The 18670-nt window shown below is 37.4% G+C and carries 24 protein-coding genes; all 24 read left to right on the top strand.

Features of this window, described 5'->3' with window-relative positions:
* Nucleotides 1-34: 34 nt before the first annotated feature.
* A complete protein-coding gene (rplO, locus tag ATZ35_RS03125) occupies nucleotides 35-478 on the top strand; it encodes a 50S ribosomal protein L15 (protein ID WP_069635452.1) in 444 nt (147 codons plus the stop codon).
* Nucleotides 478-1776, top strand: coding sequence for a preprotein translocase subunit SecY (secY, locus tag ATZ35_RS03120; RefSeq protein ID WP_208929472.1), 1299 nt, complete (start codon nucleotides 478-480; stop codon nucleotides 1774-1776). The genes rplO and secY overlap by 1 nt, the downstream gene beginning before the upstream one ends.
* A gap of 200 nt (nucleotides 1777-1976) precedes the next feature.
* A complete protein-coding gene (locus ATZ35_RS03115) occupies nucleotides 1977-2627 on the top strand; it encodes an adenylate kinase (protein WP_010766212.1) in 651 nt (216 codons plus the stop codon).
* A gap of 194 nt (nucleotides 2628-2821) precedes the next feature.
* Nucleotides 2822-3040 carry a translation initiation factor IF-1 gene (infA, locus tag ATZ35_RS03110; protein ID WP_002356224.1) on the top strand — a complete coding sequence of 73 codons (219 nt, stop codon included), beginning with the start codon at nucleotides 2822-2824 and terminating at the stop codon, nucleotides 3038-3040.
* A gap of 32 nt (nucleotides 3041-3072) precedes the next feature.
* Nucleotides 3073-3189 carry a 50S ribosomal protein L36 gene (gene rpmJ, locus ATZ35_RS03105; RefSeq protein WP_002288710.1) on the top strand — a complete coding sequence of 39 codons (117 nt, stop codon included), beginning with the start codon at nucleotides 3073-3075 and terminating at the stop codon, nucleotides 3187-3189.
* 18 nt (nucleotides 3190-3207) lie between these two features.
* Nucleotides 3208-3573 carry a 30S ribosomal protein S13 gene (rpsM, locus tag ATZ35_RS03100; RefSeq protein WP_010766211.1) on the top strand — a complete coding sequence of 122 codons (366 nt, stop codon included), beginning with the start codon at nucleotides 3208-3210 and terminating at the stop codon, nucleotides 3571-3573.
* A gap of 27 nt (nucleotides 3574-3600) precedes the next feature.
* Nucleotides 3601-3990, top strand: a complete 390-nt coding sequence (rpsK, locus tag ATZ35_RS03095; protein WP_010761668.1) for a 30S ribosomal protein S11 — start codon at nucleotides 3601-3603, stop codon at nucleotides 3988-3990.
* A gap of 80 nt (nucleotides 3991-4070) precedes the next feature.
* On the top strand, nucleotides 4071-5009 hold the full coding sequence (locus tag ATZ35_RS03090) for a DNA-directed RNA polymerase subunit alpha (protein WP_010761667.1): 939 nt from the start codon (nucleotides 4071-4073) through the stop codon (nucleotides 5007-5009).
* A 27-nt stretch (nucleotides 5010-5036) separates the two neighbouring features.
* Nucleotides 5037-5420, top strand: coding sequence for a 50S ribosomal protein L17 (rplQ, locus tag ATZ35_RS03085; RefSeq protein WP_010761666.1), 384 nt, complete (start codon nucleotides 5037-5039; stop codon nucleotides 5418-5420).
* Nucleotides 5421-5775: 355 nt separating this feature from the next.
* Nucleotides 5776-6978 (top strand): hypothetical protein, encoded by a 1203-nt coding sequence (locus tag ATZ35_RS03080; protein ID WP_208929471.1) that lies wholly within the window; start codon nucleotides 5776-5778, stop codon nucleotides 6976-6978.
* Between the two features lie 15 nt (nucleotides 6979-6993).
* Nucleotides 6994-8163: a M20 family metallopeptidase gene (locus ATZ35_RS03075; RefSeq protein WP_208929470.1), complete on the top strand. Its 1170-nt coding sequence runs from the start codon at nucleotides 6994-6996 to the stop codon at nucleotides 8161-8163.
* 240 nt (nucleotides 8164-8403) lie between these two features.
* Complete coding sequence (locus tag ATZ35_RS03070; protein ID WP_208929469.1) at nucleotides 8404-9243, top strand: energy-coupling factor ABC transporter ATP-binding protein; 840 nt, start codon at nucleotides 8404-8406, stop codon at nucleotides 9241-9243.
* Entirely contained in the window at nucleotides 9219-10088 is an 870-nt protein-coding gene (locus tag ATZ35_RS03065) for an energy-coupling factor ABC transporter ATP-binding protein (RefSeq protein WP_207120428.1), read from the top strand. Before ATZ35_RS03070 ends, ATZ35_RS03065 begins: the two co-directional genes overlap by 25 nt.
* Nucleotides 10085-10882, top strand: coding sequence for an energy-coupling factor transporter transmembrane component T family protein (locus ATZ35_RS03060; protein WP_208929468.1), 798 nt, complete (start codon nucleotides 10085-10087; stop codon nucleotides 10880-10882). Before ATZ35_RS03065 ends, ATZ35_RS03060 begins: the two co-directional genes overlap by 4 nt.
* Nucleotides 10883-10901: 19 nt before the next feature.
* A complete protein-coding gene (gene truA, locus ATZ35_RS03055; RefSeq protein ID WP_069641205.1) occupies nucleotides 10902-11648 on the top strand; it encodes a tRNA pseudouridine(38-40) synthase TruA in 747 nt (248 codons plus the stop codon).
* A 450-nt stretch (nucleotides 11649-12098) separates the two neighbouring features.
* On the top strand, nucleotides 12099-12617 hold the full coding sequence (locus ATZ35_RS03050) for an AmiS/UreI family transporter (protein ID WP_069641206.1): 519 nt from the start codon (nucleotides 12099-12101) through the stop codon (nucleotides 12615-12617).
* A gap of 21 nt (nucleotides 12618-12638) precedes the next feature.
* Nucleotides 12639-12941 (top strand): urease subunit gamma, encoded by a 303-nt coding sequence (locus tag ATZ35_RS03045; RefSeq protein WP_069641207.1) that lies wholly within the window; start codon nucleotides 12639-12641, stop codon nucleotides 12939-12941.
* Nucleotides 12942-12976: 35 nt separating this feature from the next.
* The gene (locus tag ATZ35_RS03040; protein ID WP_069641208.1) at nucleotides 12977-13303 is read left to right on the top strand and encodes an urease subunit beta; all 327 of its coding nucleotides are present in this window, start codon (nucleotides 12977-12979) and stop codon (nucleotides 13301-13303) included.
* 18 nt (nucleotides 13304-13321) lie between these two features.
* The gene (gene ureC / locus ATZ35_RS03035; RefSeq protein WP_069641209.1) at nucleotides 13322-15043 is read left to right on the top strand and encodes an urease subunit alpha; all 1722 of its coding nucleotides are present in this window, start codon (nucleotides 13322-13324) and stop codon (nucleotides 15041-15043) included.
* Between the two features lie 133 nt (nucleotides 15044-15176).
* Nucleotides 15177-15632, top strand: coding sequence for an urease accessory protein UreE (locus tag ATZ35_RS03030; RefSeq protein WP_069641210.1), 456 nt, complete (start codon nucleotides 15177-15179; stop codon nucleotides 15630-15632).
* Entirely contained in the window at nucleotides 15622-16326 is a 705-nt protein-coding gene (locus tag ATZ35_RS03025; RefSeq protein WP_069654046.1) for an urease accessory protein UreF, read from the top strand. The genes ATZ35_RS03030 and ATZ35_RS03025 overlap by 11 nt, the downstream gene beginning before the upstream one ends.
* A gap of 14 nt (nucleotides 16327-16340) precedes the next feature.
* On the top strand, nucleotides 16341-16952 hold the full coding sequence (ureG, locus tag ATZ35_RS03020) for an urease accessory protein UreG (RefSeq protein ID WP_069641212.1): 612 nt from the start codon (nucleotides 16341-16343) through the stop codon (nucleotides 16950-16952).
* A 1-nt stretch (nucleotide 16953) separates the two neighbouring features.
* Nucleotides 16954-17802, top strand: coding sequence for an urease accessory protein UreD (locus ATZ35_RS03015; RefSeq protein ID WP_208929467.1), 849 nt, complete (start codon nucleotides 16954-16956; stop codon nucleotides 17800-17802).
* Nucleotides 17803-17893: 91 nt separating this feature from the next.
* Complete coding sequence (locus ATZ35_RS03010) at nucleotides 17894-18658, top strand: class I SAM-dependent methyltransferase (protein WP_069641249.1); 765 nt, start codon at nucleotides 17894-17896, stop codon at nucleotides 18656-18658.
* Nucleotides 18659-18670 lie beyond the last annotated feature (12 nt).

Genomic DNA, 18670 nt, shown 5'->3' with positions numbered 1-18670 from the left:
TACAATAGTACATTGTTAAGGAGGTGCCAAACCAATGAAACTTCATGAATTGAAACCTGCTGAAGGTTCACGCCAAGTACGTAACCGTGTTGGACGTGGTACTTCATCTGGTAATGGTAAAACTGCCGGCCGTGGACAAAAAGGGCAAAAAGCTCGTTCAGGCGGTGGTGTTAGACTAGGATTTGAAGGGGGTCAAACTCCATTATTCCGTCGTTTACCAAAACGCGGCTTCACGAACATCAACCGTAAAGATTATGCAGTCATCAACTTAGATGTCTTAAATCGTTTCGAAGATGGAACTGAAGTTACACCTGCAGGCTTGATCGAAGCTGGAATCGTGAAAAACGAAAAAGCTGGAATCAAAGTTCTTGCTAACGGTGAATTGACAACTAAAAAATTAACTGTGAAAGCAGCTAAATTCTCTAAAGCAGCAGAAGAAGCAATTGTTGCAGCTGGTGGAACAATCGAGGTGATCTAATGTTTAAACTATTAAAAGATGCTTTTAAAGTCAAAGACATTAGATCAAAAATTTTGTTTACTGTATTCATTCTTTTTGTATTTCGTTTAGGTGCGCATATAACTGTACCTGGCGTAAATGCAAAAGGTTTGCAAGACTTAAGCAATTTACCATTTTTAAATATGTTGAATATGGTCAGCGGTAGTGCTATGCAAAACTTCTCCATCTTTTCGATGGGGGTTTCGCCATATATTACTGCATCCATCATCATTCAACTATTACAAATGGATATCGTTCCAAAATTTGTAGAATGGTCGAAGCAAGGTGAAGTCGGACGTAAGAAATTGAATCAAGCAACAAGATATCTAACGATTTTCTTGGGTATTGCTCAATCTATTGGGATTACTGCTGGATTTCAAAGTCTAAGTAGTGCTGGGATCGTAAAAAATCCTAACATGAGCACGTTTGTGATGATCGCTGTGATTTTAACTGGTGGAACAATGTTTGTTACATGGTTGGGAGAGCAAATTACTGAAAAAGGAATTGGAAATGGGGTTTCAATGATTATCTTTGCGGGGATTATTTCTCGTGTACCAGAAGGTATCAAAGAAATCATTGATGATTACTTTATCAATATTGAATCTTCTAGAATTTGGCAATCTGTGATTTTTATTGTGATCTTGATTATTGCAATTTTAGCTGTTGTTACATTAGTAACATTTTTCCAGCAAGCAGAACGAAAAATTCCGATCCAATATACAAAACGCGTTTCTGGTGCACCAACAAGTAGTTATTTACCGTTAAAAGTGAATGCTGCCGGTGTTATCCCAGTTATCTTTGCTAGTTCATTGATCGCAACGCCGAATGCCGTTTTACAAGCCTTCTCTAAGAGCTATTCTGGTGAAGGTTGGTATGATATAATGACACAAATTTTTAGTTACAATACCGTTCCAGGTGCGATTATTTATACTGTACTGATCGTCGCTTTCACATTCTTCTATGCGTTTGTTCAAGTTAACCCTGAGAAATTAGCGGAAAACTTGCAAAAACAAGGAAGTTATATTCCAAGCGTTCGACCAGGTAAAGGGACAGAAGAATATATTTCTGGAATGTTAATGAGACTAAGTGTTGTCGGTTCTATATTCCTAGGTTTAGTTGCATTACTACCAATCATTGCACAAATGATTTGGAAGTTACCGCAATCTATCGGTCTAGGAGGAACAAGCTTACTGATTGTGATTGGTGTTGCTTTAGAAACAGCGAAACAATTAGAAGGTTTAATGTTGAAACGTCAATATGTTGGCTTTATCAATAAGTAAGAGTCGTGTGTTGAGGATTTATCCCTCAGCACATAAACGGCGGGACAGAAGCAGCTCCTTCGGAAATAATCTGAAGTTCACTAAAATTTTCAATTTTTGTGAATTCCCTCTTATTTCTCGGAGCTAGACACTTCCGTCGCGACCTTAACTCTCGCTAGGCTAGCTTCAAAAGCCAGCCTTTAAAATTAGGAGGAAATGAAATGAACCTCATTTTAATGGGATTGCCTGGAGCAGGCAAAGGAACTCAAGCAGAACAGATTGTGGATACTTATGGTATTCCTCATATTTCTACAGGAGATATGTTCCGTGCTGCAATGAAAAACGAAACTGCTCTTGGCTTAGAAGCGAAATCTTATATCGATAAAGGTGCTTTGGTTCCAGACGATGTAACAAATGGAATTGTCAAAGAACGTTTGGCAGAACCTGATACTGATAAAGGTTTTTTATTAGATGGTTTTCCACGGACTTTGGATCAAGCAGAAGCATTAGATAAAATGTTAACAGAATTAAATAAAAAAATTGATGCTGTCATCGACATCCATGTTGAAGAAGAAATTTTGGTTGAACGCTTAGCTGGTCGGTTTATCTGCCGCTCATGTGGTGCAACTTATCATAAAATCTTCAATCCTCCTACCGTAGAAGGAACATGTGATCGTTGCGGCGGACATGAATTTTATCAAAGAGAAGATGACAAGCCTGAAACGGTCAAAAACCGTCTGGCAGTCAACATCAAAAGCAGTGCACCGATTTTAGACTTTTATAAGGCTAAAAACGTATTGCATACAATAGATGGGAATCGCGAGATCGATACTGTTTTTTCAGAAGTGAAAGAAATCATTGAAAAAAAATAGTTTTCTGATTAGCCGCAAGCTTACCATTTGTGTTTGATTCAGATTCTCTTGCCAAATAGAATAGTTTATGATAGAATATATCAGTCCGACTTCTACCTTTTTGTAGAGGTTTAATTGAAAATTCTAGGTGGGGGCTGAAGTTTCCGCCATTTTATCGTGTGAAAATGCGAAACAAGTACAAGGAGGTACTGTGCGTGGCTAAAGAAGATATGATTGAAGTCGAAGGTACAGTCGTCGAAACTTTGCCGAATGCAATGTTTAAAGTTGAACTAGAAAATGGACACCAAGTTCTTGCTACTGTTTCCGGTAAGATCCGTATGCACTACATTCGAATTTTACCTGGAGATAAAGTAACTGTAGAGTTATCTCCATATGATTTAACTCGTGGTCGAATCACTTATCGCTTTAAATAATTGTACTCCGTAAAATTCAGGGAGGTATTATCATGAAAGTAAGACCATCAGTAAAACCAATGTGTGAGCATTGTAAAGTAATTCGCCGTAAAGGACGTGTTATGGTCATTTGCCCAGCAAATCCAAAACATAAACAACGTCAAGGATAATAGGAGGTGTAACGTAGAATGGCTCGTATTGCAGGAGTAGACATCCCTCGTGATAAACGTGTAGTAATTTCCCTTACTTATATTTTTGGTATTGGTAACACTACTGCTAAAAAAGTTTTAGCAAACGTTGGCGTATCTGAAGATATTCGTGTTCGTGACTTAACAAACGAACAAACAGATGCTATCCGTGCGGAAATCGATAAGTTAAAAATTGAAGGAGATCTTCGTCGTGAAGTGAACTTGAACATCAAACGCCTGATGGAAATCGGTTCATACCGTGGTATCCGTCACCGTCGTGGATTACCAACTCGTGGACAAAACACGAAAAATAATGCACGTACTCGTAAAGGCCCAGCTCGTACTGTAGCAGGCAAGAAAAAATAATTCCTAAGTGAAGGAGGTTAGATCTTCATGGCAGCAAAAAAAGTTAGTCGTAAACGCCGTGTGAAAAAGAATATAGAAACTGGGATTGCACATATCCATTCTACATTCAATAATACAATTGTAATGATCACTGACAGTCATGGTAATGCTTTAGCATGGTCATCTGCAGGTTCATTAGGTTTCAAAGGAAGCAAAAAATCAACACCGTTTGCAGCTCAAATGGCCGCAGAAGCTGCAACTAAAGCAGCACAAGAACATGGACTTAAAACTGTTGATGTAACAGTTAAAGGACCTGGTTCTGGACGTGAAGCAGCGATTCGTTCATTGCAAGCAACAGGTTTAGAAGTGACTGCAATTCGTGACGTGACTCCAGTTCCTCATAATGGATGCCGCCCTCCAAAACGCCGTCGTGTTTAATGAGTGCCACTCATTCTGAGTTTGAATTAAGAACGTCATTGAACAAGACACTTTTCGTTTTGAAAGGGGTATAGATAAGAATGATTGAATTTGAAAAACCAAGAATCGAAAAAATTGATGAGAATAGAGATTATGGCAAGTTCGTCGTTGAACCACTGGAAAGAGGTTACGGGACTACTTTAGGCAATTCTCTACGTCGTATTTTATTATCTTCTCTACCAGGAGCTGCTATTACCAATATTCAAATCGATGGTGTGTTGCATGAATTCTCTACTATTAAAGGTGTAAGAGAAGACGTAACTCAAATTATTTTGAATATCAAAGGCTTAGCATTAAAGCTTTATGCAGAAGAAGAAAAAACCCTTGAGATCGATATTACAGGACCTGCTACAGTAACTGCTGGCGATATCATCGTCGACAGCGATGTTGAGATCTTGAATAAAGATTTAATTATCTGTAGTGTCTCTGAAGGAGCTACTTTCCATGCTCGCTTAACAGTGAAACCTGGTCGTGGCTATGTTCAAGCAGACGAAAACAAAAAGGAAGATATGCCAATCGGTGTTCTCCCTGTTGACTCCATCTATACACCAGTTCGTCGTGTGAACTACCAAGTAGAAAACACTCGTGTTGGTCGTCGTGATGATTTTGACAAATTAACAATGGAAATATGGACTGATGGTTCAATCATTCCTCAAGAAGCCCTTAGCTTAGCTGCTAAGATTATGACGGAGCATTTAGACATCTTTGTTAACCTTACTGATGAAGCGAAAAACGCTGAAATCATGGTTGAAAAAGAAGAAACACAAAAAGAAAAAATGCTAGAAATGACCATCGAAGAACTAGACTTGTCTGTTCGTTCATATAACTGTTTAAAACGTGCAGGTATTAACACTGTACAAGAACTTACAAATAAATCTGAACCAGAAATGATCAAAGTACGTAATTTAGGTCGTAAATCTCTTGAAGAGGTTAAACTAAAACTACATGATTTAGGTTTAGGCTTACGTAAAGACGATTAATACTTTTTACGAAGGAGGAAAACCAACGTGGGTTATCGTAAATTAGGACGCACATCAAGCCAACGTAAGGCAATGTTGCGTGACTTAACTACTGATTTAATTATCAATGAACGCATCGTTACGACTGAAGCTCGTGCGAAAGAAATTCGTTCGACTACAGAAAAAATGATTACTTTAGGCAAACGTGGAGATCTTCATGCTCGTCGTCAAGCAGCTACTTTTGTACGTAATGAAGTTGCTAGCGTTCGTGAAGAAGACGAAAAAATCGTTGTTGAATCAGCTTTACAAAAGTTATTCAATGACCTTGCACCTCGTTACGCTGAACGCCAAGGTGGTTACACTCGTATCTTGAAGACAGAACCAAGACGCGGAGATGCAGCACCAATGGTAATTATCGAATTTGTTAAATAATCAAACTATACCGTCACTTTATAGATGATTCTTTTAGAGTGTTATGATGTTGGAGGCGACTCCTAGTCTAGCTCAACGCTTTCCCTGTCAAACTTGGTTTGACAGGGAAGCACTCATCATATTTTAAAGTGTATTTTTTTGTCTTACAACATATTTTGTTGTAAGTTTTTTTGTATCTAAATAGATTTAGTAGCATTGTTTTATCCTTTACATAAATTTGAGTAAAAATAGGTAAAGAAGGAAACTTTTAACTATTACTCTTTTTTGTTATCTTATTGCATCTGAGTGTAATCTTTAGTATACTTTCATTAGTCGGAATTTTCTGATAAATAAAAAATTATAAAGGGGGAGTATTATGGCGCAAATGACTGCCTTTACGTTGTTGATGGCTATTTTATATATTGGAGATGCAGTATCTAGCAAGACCAAAGCATGGATCTCATCTGTTTTTGTTTGTGCGGTATTATTTATTATTGGTTATTGGACTTTTTTTCCAGAGAATATTGTTGAAATTGCGGGAATTCCACCAGTAGTTGCAACCTTGTTGATGTACTTGTTGATTACGAATATGGGGACGTTATTATCAATCAAAGAGTTAACCAACCAATGGAAAACAATTGTCATTACTCTTTCAGGTATTTTGGGGATTGTGGTCTTATTATTAACGGTAGGCTCACTGATTTTTGATCTTAAAACCGTTTTAGTAGCAGTTCCACCATTAGTTGGCGGTGTGGTATCATCGCTGATCATGTCTGAGGCAGCTCAAACAGCTGGACTTACCTCATTGTCGGTCTTAGCCATTTTGATCTACGTGATGCAAGGCTTTGCGGGGTATCCGTTAACGTCGATCATGTTGAAAAAAGAAGGGAAGCGGATGCTTGAAAAGTACCGTAGCGGAGAATGGGTCCCAGTTCATGAACAAGAAGACCAACAGACAGCAGGAATTGATGAAGATATACCTCAATTATTTAAAAAGATTCCAAAGAAATACCATACTGATTTTTCGAGAATCTTTCGGTTAGCACTCGTAGCTTTAGCGGCTTATTATGTTTCAGTTTGGTGCGCACCATTTGTATCCATTAGTCCTTTTGTACTTTGCTTATTCTTTGGTGTTGTTGCCTCTTCACTGGGGTTTCTAGAGAAACAGCCACTAAAAAAAGCCAATAGTTTTGGCTTCGCAATTTTAGGGTTGATGTTATTTATTTTTGATGGCTTAAAAAAAGCCACACCTGAAATGCTGGAAGAACTACTTTTGCCGATGGTTGGTATTATTGTGATTGGTGTTATCGGCATGTATGTCTTTTCAGCTGTTGTTGGAAGAATATTAGGCGTTAGTAAGGAAATGGCTTTTGCTGTTTCATTAACAGCATTATATGGCTTTCCTGCTGACTATATCATTACTAATGAAGTCATTCAGTCGTTGACAGAAGATGAGAAAGAGAAAGAAGCTCTAACAAGTCATATGATGCCACCGATGTTAGTTGCTGGCTTTATAACCGTTACCATTGTGTCTGTTATCCTAGCTGGAATATTTTCAAGTATTTTATTGAGTTTATAGAAATGAGGGAATAAAATGAAAGAATTAAAAACGTTGGTTCAAAAGTATAAAGCGGAAATGATTGATTTTAGAAGAGATTTACATCAACATCCCGAATTACAATTTGAAGAATTCAGAACAACAGAGAAAGTTGCTGAAGTCTTAGATCAGTTGGAAATTCCGTATCGAAAAACAGAACCGACAGGAATAATCGCTGAGTTGGTTGGGGCAAATCCAGGTAAGACAGTTGCATTACGTGCGGATATGGATGCCTTACCTGTGCAAGAATTGACAGAGGATATTCCTTATAAATCATTGGAAGACGGTAAAATGCATGCCTGTGGACACGATGCGCATACAGCGATGTTGTTGACGGCAGCTAAAGCGTTGAAAGAAGTGCAAGCACAACTTAAAGGAACGGTTCGTTTTATTTTTCAACCGTCAGAAGAAAATGCACAAGGAGCCAAAGCAATGGTTGCTCAAGGTGCTGTCGATGGAGTAGATGATGTTTTTGGCATTCATATTTGGTCGCAAATGCTTTCTGGAACAGCCTCTTGTGTAGTTGGATCATCATTTGCATCTGCAGATATTTTTTCGATTGATTTTAAAGGGCGTGGCGGTCATGGTGCAATGCCTGATGCTTGTGTAGATGCAGCTGTGATGGCTTCAGCATTTGTCATGAATGTTCAAAGTGTGGTCTCTAGAGAAACGAATCCATTAGATCCAGTGGTGGTGACAGTTGGTAAAATGGATGTGGGAACTCGTTTTAATGTTATTGCTGAAAATGCGCGATTAGAAGGGACTGTCCGCTGCTTTAGCCTTGAGACACGTGATCGTGTAGAAAAAGCGCTAAAACGTTATGCAGAGCAAACTGCGCTGATGTATGGCGGTACTGCAACGCTAGAGTATAATTATGGAACGGTTCCGGTGATCAATGATGAAGAAGATGCTTTGTTTGCTCAAGAGATCATTAAAGAAAACTTTGGTGAGGCGGCACTTATTCAGGAACCGCCAACAACTGGTGGAGAAGATTTTAGCTATTTTACTGAGCATACATCTGGTTGCTTTGCTTTAGTAGGATGTGGAAATCCGGAAAAAGATACACAATGGGCGCACCATCATGGTCGTTTCAATGTGGATGAAGATGCAATGGAAATTGGTGCAGAATTATATGCGCAATATGCGTTTGAGTATTTGAATAAATAAAAATGTCGAACTATAAAAGGATGCAAGAAAACTAGTGATTAGTTTTCTTGCATCCTTTTCTCTTTATTTGAGAGATAATGGAATTATATCAAAAAAACTTCCTGTCTTGACAGATAAGAATTCACATATTAGGTTATATTTTGTTATAATAGAGATTAGTGTAAAGATAAGAAGAGATGATTGAAAAAACACTGATTTTTTGTTAGTGTTAGGAAGACTAAATAATTGAGGGAGTACGCGATGCAACCGATAATTGAATTAAAAAATATCGATTTTAACTATCAACCTGAAGATGCTTCTCCCGCTTTGAAAGATGTATCTTTTTCCATCCAACAAGGTGAGTGGATTGCCATTATTGGCCATAATGGCTCAGGTAAATCGACGTTAGCAAAAACAATCAATGGATTATTATTACCAGCGTCTGGCACGATTGCCGTCGGCGGTAAAGAATTAAATGAAACCAATGTTTGGGATATCCGTAAAATGGTGGGGATGGTCTTTCAAAACCCCGATAACCAGTTTGTGGGTTCGACTGTGGAAGATGATGTTGCCTTTGGCTTAGAGAATCAAGGCATTCCTCGTGAGGAAATGCTCGTAAGAGTCAAAGATGCTTTAGAAAAAGTACGCATGGCCTCTTTTGCGACACGTGAACCTGCTAGGTTATCAGGAGGACAAAAGCAACGTGTAGCAATTGCAGGTGTAGTTGCTTTACGTCCTGATATTATTATTCTAGATGAAGCGACTAGTATGTTGGATCCTGAAGGTCGTGATGAAGTGATAGCGACGATCAAAAAAATCAAAGAAGAAAGTAATTTGACTGTGATTTCAATTACGCATGATATTGATGAAGCAGCTAATGCTAATCGAATTTTAGTAATGAAACAAGGAAAGTTAGTCAGCGAAGGGACACCTGAGAAGATTTTCTCTGCTGGAACTGAATTGATCCAGATGGGCTTAGACCTACCATTTCCAGAAAAATTAAAAATTGCCTTAAAGCAACGTGGAGTCGATGTACCAAACGAATACTTGACTGAAGAAAGGATGGTGGATTGGTTATGGACATCCGTTTTGAACAAGTAGATTTTACCTACCAATCTAACACACCCTTCGAACAGCGAGCATTATTCGATTTAAATTTAACAATAGAAGACGGTTCTTATACTGCAATCGTAGGGCATACTGGTAGTGGAAAATCAACCTTACTACAGCATTTAAATGCCTTGGTAAAACCGACAAAAGGGACTGTGACGATCGGTGATCGAACGATTGTACCTGAGACAAATAATAAAAATTTAAAACCGATACGTAAAAAAGTCGGTATTGTTTTTCAGTTTCCAGAAGCTCAATTATTCGAAGAAACAGTGGCGAAAGATATCGCTTTTGGGCCTAAGAATTTTGGTGTGGCAGGAGAAGAAGCTGCAAGATTAGCGGCTGAAATGCTTGATTTAGTTGGACTGGACGCTAGTTTTTTAGACCGTTCTCCTTTTGAACTTTCTGGTGGTCAGATGCGACGTGTGGCAATTGCTGGTGTTTTAGCGATGGAGCCAGAAGTACTCGTTTTGGATGAACCGACAGCTGGACTTGATCCGCAAGGACGTAAAGAAATGATGGAGATGTTTCAGCGTTTGCATGAAGAACGTGGCATGACAATCGTTTTAGTGACGCATTTAATGGATGATGTAGCTAACTACGCAGACCATGTATTAGTATTAGAAAAAGGCAGAATCGTGAAGGCAGGTGCACCTCAAGAGGTCTTTCAAGATATCGACTGGTTGAAAGAAAAACAATTAGGCGTACCAACAGCTGCAACTTTTGCAGAGAAATTAATTGCCAAAGGGCTCTCTTTTGAAGACTTACCTCTGACGGCAGAAACACTGGCTGATGATTTATTAAAGGGCATGAAAAAGGCTGGTGAAGACGGATGATGAATAAATTGATTTTTGGTCGCTATATTCCAGGAGATTCTTTTATTCATAGGATGGACCCACGCGCAAAATTGATTGCTAGCTTTTATTTTATTGGGATCATCTTTTTGGCGAACAATTGGCAGACATATGGTATTTTAGCTATTTTTACATTATTTGCAATTTTTCTATCCAAAGTGAATATCCGTTTCTTTATTCGAGGAATCAAACCGCTGATTTGGTTGATTCTGTTCACGGTTGCGTTACAGATGTTGTTTACCCAAGGCGGAGAAGTTTACTTTAAGTGGGGAATTTTTACAATCACTGAATTTGGTGTGATCAACGGATTATTTATTTTCTGTCGGTTTGTGTTGATTATCTTTATGTCTACATTACTTACATTGACAACACCGCCTCTGGACCTCTCAGATGCAATCGAATATTTATTGCGTCCATTAAAGGTAGTTCGTTTTCCTGTGCATGAAGTGTCATTGATGTTATCGATCGCGTTGCGTTTTGTGCCAACTTTGATGGATGAAACAGAGAAGATCATGAATGCACAACGGGCTCGTGGAGTGGATTTTGGCGAAGGGAACCTGATTCAAAAAATGAAAGCTGTGGTACCGCTGTTGATTCCGTTATTTGTGAGTAGTTTTAATCGAGCAGAAGATTTAGCAACTGCGATGGAAGCACGTGGCTACCAAGGTGGGGACGGCCGGACAAAATATCGGATTCTTCATTGGCAGGTAACAGATACAGCTGTTATGTTGGTATTTGCAGTCTTAACTGTAATGCTGATTTTTATGAGAAGTTAGAAGTAAAGGTGGAAAAGAAATGCCACGCTATAAAGCAATAATTGCGTATGACGGAACAAATTTTAATGGTTTTCAAGCTCAACCAAATGGACGTACTGTCCAAGAAGAGCTTGAAAAGACATTGAGAAAAATGAATAACGGCAAAACGATCACGATTTTTGGTTCTGGTCGGACAGATGCAGGGGTTCACGCCGCTGGACAAGTGATTCATTTTGATTATCCACAGACGAGAGATTTGGAAAAAATGCGTTATGCTCTAGATACTCAAACACCTGAAGATATCGCTGTTAAAAGTGTAGAAATCGTACCAGATGATTTCCATGCTCGTTATCATGTTGTTGAGAAGATTTATCAATTTCGGGTAGATATCGGGAAACCAAGAAGTCCGTTTAAACGATTCTACGCTAGCTACTTTCCTTATGAAGTGGATATTAAAAAGATTCGAAGAGCATTGACTGATTTAGTTGGAACGCATGATTTTACGTCATTTTGTGCTTCTGGTACCGAGATTGAGGACAAAGTTCGAACGATTCATGAAGCAAGACTTGAGATCAATGAAGCGGGAGACGAACTGGTTTTTACATTTCGTGGAGATGGTTTTTTGTATAAGATGATCCGAATATTGGTAGGAACACTTCTTAAAATGGGAAATGGTCGAATGGATGAAACAAGAATTCCTGAAATCATTGCCGCTAAAGATCGGAATTTAGCTGGACCAACTGCACATCCAGAAGGGCTGTATTTGGTTGAAGTGAAATATGAATGAATAAGTTTTTTATGAGTAAAATAACCAAACGTTTTATAAAAAAGTAGAGTAGTTATAACTCAAGAAGTTGTAGCAACTCTACTTTTTTATTTTATATTAATTCTTAAAAAAATTTAAAAACGTGAAAAATATTTGTATATTTCAGTATACAGGAGTAAGATATAATTCATAAAATCGATTGGGAATGAATGATCGATGGAGCAGAATAATTCCCTTTTTTTAGGGCTAAATGCTTGTGTACCAAGCTAGTTTAATTTTTGTAGAATATAATAAATCGTTATAAAGTTATTTTTAAGTCAGCAAATTTAGTTGGGGTTTATCGGAAAATTACTCATTTTGATAGATTACTCATTTCAAAGCTTCCATAAAACAATCTTTTATACGTATATTGTATAGAAATAGTATATAAATTAATAAATAACGTATTTGAATGAAGATAGGAGGATAAAAATGCTTGGTGTTATTTTATTGTATGTAGGAATGGTGTTAATAAGCAATGGTCTTTACCGATTACAAGGAACACAAGATAAATCAGTCGTGGTGATGAATCTATTTACAGGTGGATTAAGTTTACTTTTAAACCTGGTAGCTCTTTCTTACGGGATAGTAGCGAATAAAGATTCATCGTGGTTTTATGCCAGTGCGACTGGTTTATTATTTGCGTTTACGTATCTCTATACAGCAATTAATTCAATGTTTGATTTAGATCAGAAGCTTTATGGCTGGTTCAGTTTATTTGTAGCAATCAACGCGATTCCAGCAGGAATATTATGTTTTTATGGGTATGGCGGAAATACGTTATACGGAATAATTTGGTTTCTCTGGGGAATTCTTTGGTTTACAGGATTTCTTGAAAATACACTCGGAAAAAATCTGGGGAAATTTGTGGGTTATCTATCGGTAGGGGAAGGAATCATTACTGCTTGGATTCCTGGATTCTTAATGCTACTTGATTTATGGCCAAAATAAAATGAGAAGGGAGCATTTATTATGCAATTAACAACAAGAGAACAAGAAAAAATGATGATCAGCTTGGCAGCAATGATTGCCCAACGCAGAAAAGACAAAAAAATAAAGTTGAATCATCCAGAAAGTGTCGCTTTGATTACGGATTTGATTTTAGAAGGCGCACGTGAAGGAAAAACAGTTTCTGAATTAATGAACGAGGGTAGAAATCTTTTAACAAAAGAAGATGTCATGGAAGGTATTTCAGAAATGATTCCAATGATTCAAGTAGAAGCAACATTTCCAGATGGAACAAAGTTAGTTACCGTTCATGATCCAATCCAATAAATTCATTTTAATGATTCGATGAAGGAGGAAAAGTTATGATTCCAGGAGAATATAAGTTAGCAAAAGAGCCAGTTGTATGTAATGAAGGGTATGATGCCATCACTTTAGAGGTGAAAAATGTTGGTGATCGAGCTGTTCAGGTGGGGTCACATTTTCACTTCTATGAAGCAAACGAAGAAGGCTTGAAATTTGATCGTGAAAAAGCAAGAGGCAAACGTCTAGATATACCTGCAGGTACTGCAATCCGTTTTGAACCAGGTGAAACCCGTAAAGTGAATTTGATTGACGTAGGTGGAAAACGCCGTATTTATGGTTTCAATGATAAAATAAATGGTTTTTTAGATGATGACCGCACAAAATAGCTGAAAAGAGGGAAAAATATGAGCTTTAAAATGGATAGAAGTAAATACGCGCAAATGTTTGGCCCAATAGTCGGGGATAGTGTTCGATTAGGAGATACGGATTTATTTGCCGCAATTGAAAAGGATTATACGATTCACGGTGAAGAAAGCAAGTTTGGTGGAGGAAAAGTTTTGAGAGATGGCATGGGGCAAAGCGCTACAGAAACTCGTGCAGCAAATCCACTGGTTGTAGATACAATTATCACCAATGCAACAATCATTGACTATACAGGAATTATTAAAGCGGATATAGGGATCCGCGATGGTAAGATCATCGCCATTGGTAAAGGCGGAAATCCAGATAATATGGATGACATAGACTTTGTCGTTGGTGCTAGTACGGAAGCAATTTCTGCTGAGGGTCTAATCGTAACAGCGGGTGGATTGGATATTCATGTTCATTTTATTTCACCAGGTTTAGCACAAGCGGGACTTGATAATGGTATTACAACATTATTCGGTGGGGGAACAGGTCCAGCTGATGGAACAAATTCAGCGACTACATCACCTGGTAAATGGCATATCGAACGAATGCTTCAGTCAGCCGAAAACTTACCGATCAACATTGGTGTTATGGCAAAAGGTGCGGGTGCTGTACCTGAAACGATTGCAGAACAAATTGAAGCGGGTGCCATGGCGATAAAAAACCATGAAGATTGGGGCGCAACTGCTGCTGGAATTGATAATTCACTGAAAGCTGCTGATCAATACGATGTTCAATTTGCGGTTCATACTGATTCGCTTAATGAAGGGGGATTCGTTCAAAATACGTTAGATGCTTTTCAAGGACGAACAGTGCATACATTCCATACTGAAGGTGCAGGTGGTGGACACGCACCAGATATCATGGTAGTAGCGGGGCACGATAATGTGTTGCCTTCATCAACGAATCCAACAAATCCTTATACGATCAATGAAATCAGTGAACTATTTGATATGGTCATGGTTTGTCATAACTTGGATCCGAAATTACCAGAAGACGTGTCATTTGCAGAATCTCGTGTACGTAAACAAACGATTGCAGCAGAAGATGTTTTACATGATATGGGTGCACTAAGTATTATGACTTCTGATGCAATGGCTATGGGACGTGTTGGTGAAGTTGCAATGCGTTGTTGGCAGTTGGCAGATAAAATGAAAAAACAACGTGGACCTTTAGATGGTGATAGTGAATTTAACGATAATAATCGGATCAAACGATATATTGCGAAATACACAATAAATCCAGCCATCACAAACGGTGTATCAGATTATATCGGATCCGTTGAAGTAGGCAAATATGCTGATTTAGTCATTTGGGAACCAGCGAAGTTTGGAGCAAAACCCAAAATGGTTTTAAAAATGGGCATGATTAGTTATGGTGTGATGGGAGATGCAAGTTCAAGTCTACCTACACCACAACCTCGTCTAATGAGAGATCTCTTTGGGGCATGCGGCAAGGCTGTGACTGCCACAAATATTACATTCGTTTCACAGTTTGCATACGATCATGGAATCAAGGAAAACATTGGACTTGAAAAAGTAGTTTTACCTGTTCATAATACAAGAAATTTAACCAAGCGAGACATGAAATTAAATAATTTCAGTCCAAAAACGATTACCGTTGACCCTCATACATTTGATGTGAAGATTGATGACGAATTGATTACTTGTGATCCCGTCGACACTGTGGCGTTAAGCCAAAGATATTACCTATTCTAAACAGAAAAATGCTGGGACAAAAGTGGCAAGCTATCAAAAATTCTTTTAAAAAAATGATATCTATATACATTTAGAAGAAATTTTAAGGAAGCTAATGCCACTTTTGTTCTGTTAAATTTACAGGAGGAAGAATATGATTTTGACAGCTATTGATTCAAATCTTGATGAAATCGATGATATTACGAAATATCATGTTGAAACTGTTAGATTAAACAGTGATGATTTAAACAAAAGAATTTTAAGGGTAACCACAGATCATGGCAACGATTATGGGATTCGATTAACAAGTGAAAGTGAAGCGTTGCGTAATGGTTCTATCTTTTTTGTCGATGACCATAACATTTTAGTCATTGCGGTACGCTCTGAAGAAATGATTATCATTAAACCGTCAACGATGGATGAAATGGGTGAAATTGCTCACTTACTTGGAAATACACATAAACCTGTTGTTGTAGAAGACGGGAAAATTGTTTTAGAAGTAGATCCAACTGTAGTTGATCTTTTAAATAAAAAGGACATAGACTACGAGATTAAAAAAATCAAGTTGAAAAAAGCTTTGAAACATGTGGACTTGTCGCATGAACATTAATGTAAAAAGGTTTGAAAATTTTTTAGATGTTGTACAAGTCTGCGATTCCACTTTTCCTATTGGGACATTCAATCATTCCTTTGGTATGGAAAATTATTTGAGAACAGATAAAATAACGAATGCAGATGATTTTGAAATTTGGTTAGATACGTATCTAAAAACACAATTTAAATACGGTGAAGGGTTACTTATAAATCTTTGTTTTAAAGCTTTGGAAGAAGAAAAAATAGAAGTAATTTGGGAATACGATAAAATCATTACATGTTCCTCACAAGCAGCTGAAACAAGAAATGGGACAAAAATGATTGCGAAGCAAATGATTGACCTAGTTCAAACTTTACATGATATTCCATTACTAGATGATTATAAGCAACAAATCAAAAAGGCTACTGTTTATGGAAATCCAGCGATTGTTTTTGCTATTTTTGCTCATTATAAAGGACTGGACGCAGATGAAGCAATCTTACTTTATGGCTATAGTATAAATTCTACGATGATTCAAAATGCTGTCAGAGCAGTCCCTCTAGGGCAAAAAAGCGGACAATTAATTCTACAAAGAACAATCCCACTTCTAGAAGAGATAGTAGCAGAAATGAAGCAATTGGACGCATCTTATTTAGGAGCCAATGTACCTGGAATCGAATTGTCACAAATTAACCATGAAACACAAGTATTCAGACTTTTTATGTCATAGGGAGGAAATAACAGATGAAAAAAACAGTAATAATTGGTGTCGGTGGACCCGTTGGATCAGGGAAAACATTACTTATTGAACGTTTAGTTAGACAAATGAATGAGGATTTGAACGTTGCAGTAATAACCAATGATATCTATACAAAAGAAGATGCAAAATTCTTATGTGATAACTCTGTTTTAAGTGAAGATCGTATTATCGGTGTAGAAACTGGAGGATGTCCACACACAGCAATTCGTGAAGATGCATCAATGAATTTTGCAGCTATTGAACAATTAGAAGAACGATTTGAAGATTTAGATGTAATTTTTTTGGAAAGTGGTGGGGATAATTTAGCCGCAACGTTTAGTCCAGAATTAGTCGATTCCTCTATTTATATTATTGATGTGGCCCAAGGAGAAAAAATTCCTAGAAAAGCAGGTCAAGGAATGATCAAGAGTGATTTATTTATCATCAATAAAATCGATCTGGCTCCGTATGTTGGTGCTGATTTAGATGTCATGAAAAAAGACACCGAAGTTTTTCGAGAAGATAATACTTTTTTATTTACTAACTTAAAGGATCAAGAAGGGGTAGCAGCCGTAAATGAATGGATCCGTAAAAATGTTTTACTAGAAGGATTATAATATGAGGCAAGATACAGACGGACTTATTGAAATGGCATTTACCAATCGTAATAACCGAACCATTGCGTCTAGAATTTATCATGAGGGCAATTCTCGCGTGTCCTCGAATATTCCATTAGCGAATGAGAAAACACCATATTACTTCTTTATTAGTACGGGTGGGGGTTTCCTTGAGGGAGAGAAATATGAACTGGATGTTACGGTAGCCAAAGAAGCGCATGCTATCGTGACAACTCAAGCACCAACTTACGTATACAAATGTGATAATAAAATACAAACAACACAAAAAACACAGCTTGTTTTAGAAGAACATAGCACATTTGAATATATAACAGATGAAGTAATTCCTTATAAAAATTCAATTTACAAACAAGAAACAAACGTTCAGATGAAAGAAAATGCAACGCTAATTTTAATGGATGGTGTAACAGCGGGCTGGTCTGCTGATGAGCAACCGTTTCAATACGCTGAATTACAGATGAAAACAAGTATATATATGGATGAAGAATTAATCTACAATGACCATTTACTATCAGAGCCATTGAAAAATGATATGTCTGCACTAGGTTATTTTGAAGACGGCTTGAATTATAATACGTTGATAATTATCAGTCCTTCTTGTACAAAAGAGGTTATTGAAACAATTAGAAAGAAATTAAATGAAATTGAAACAACTGTCAATTTTGGCATTTCAAGTTTAGAAAAACCTGGTTTTGTGCTTCGAGCGCTGGGGAAAAGTGGAGAAGAAAATCGCTATATCCTGATGCAAGCACTCAATCATTTTCGAATAGAACAGCTTCATTATCCTGAATTGATTCTTAGTAAAAATGACAACTACATCCAGAATTAATGGACAAGATGAAGATTTTTTACGAACTTTTTAGTAAGAAATGGCGAGGCATTGTTCTGTTATGTAGTAAAAAGGGGAAATTAGTGTGGAAATGGCTAAGAAGACATTTAAAAATGAAATTATTGATTACTGGTCAAAGAGATCTGAAACCTATGGACAACAGCATCATGAAGAATTACTGGGAGAACCAAAAGCATTATGGCAGAATGTCATCCTTAGTGCTTTTAATGCAAACGAAAACCCAGTTAAAAAAATTCTTGATATAGGTACTGGTCCTGGTTTTCTCTCCATATTGCTTGCTGAAAAAGGCTTTGAAGTGACGTCAATCGATATGACAGAAGAAATGTTGATTCAAGCAAAGTTGAATGCGGGTGATCTCGTTGAAAAAATCGAATGGACATTGATGGATGCCCATAAGTTGACATTTGATACAGCACACTTCGATGCAATTGTCACAAGAAATGTCACTTGGAATCTAGAAAATCCAAAGGAAGCATATAAAGAATGGTATCGAGTATTAAAACCAGGAGGAATCTTACTAAATTTTGATTCAAATTGGTACAAATATCTTTACGATGAAACGCTTCGGGAGAAATATGAAAAAAATCGAGAATTGACGCAAGAGATGGCTGTTAAAGATTATTATGAAGGGACAGACATTGATTGGATGGAAGACTTAGCTAAAGAAATGCCTTTATCAAAAATTACCCGTCCTATATGGGATAAGAAGGTATTGAAAGAGTGTGGATTCCAATCTATTACAATTCATGAGAATATGAATGATCAATTACTAAGTGATATTCAAAAAATTAATTTCTTGTTTTCCCCTATATTCCTAATAGAAGCAACAAAATAAATAGCAAAGGAG

The organism is Enterococcus rotai, assembly GCF_001465345.1.
Classification (GTDB): Bacteria; Bacillota; Bacilli; order Lactobacillales; family Enterococcaceae; genus Enterococcus_L; species Enterococcus_L rotai.
The sequence above is the reverse complement of the archived record's forward strand: the minus strand, read 5'-3'. Positions and strand labels throughout refer to the sequence as shown.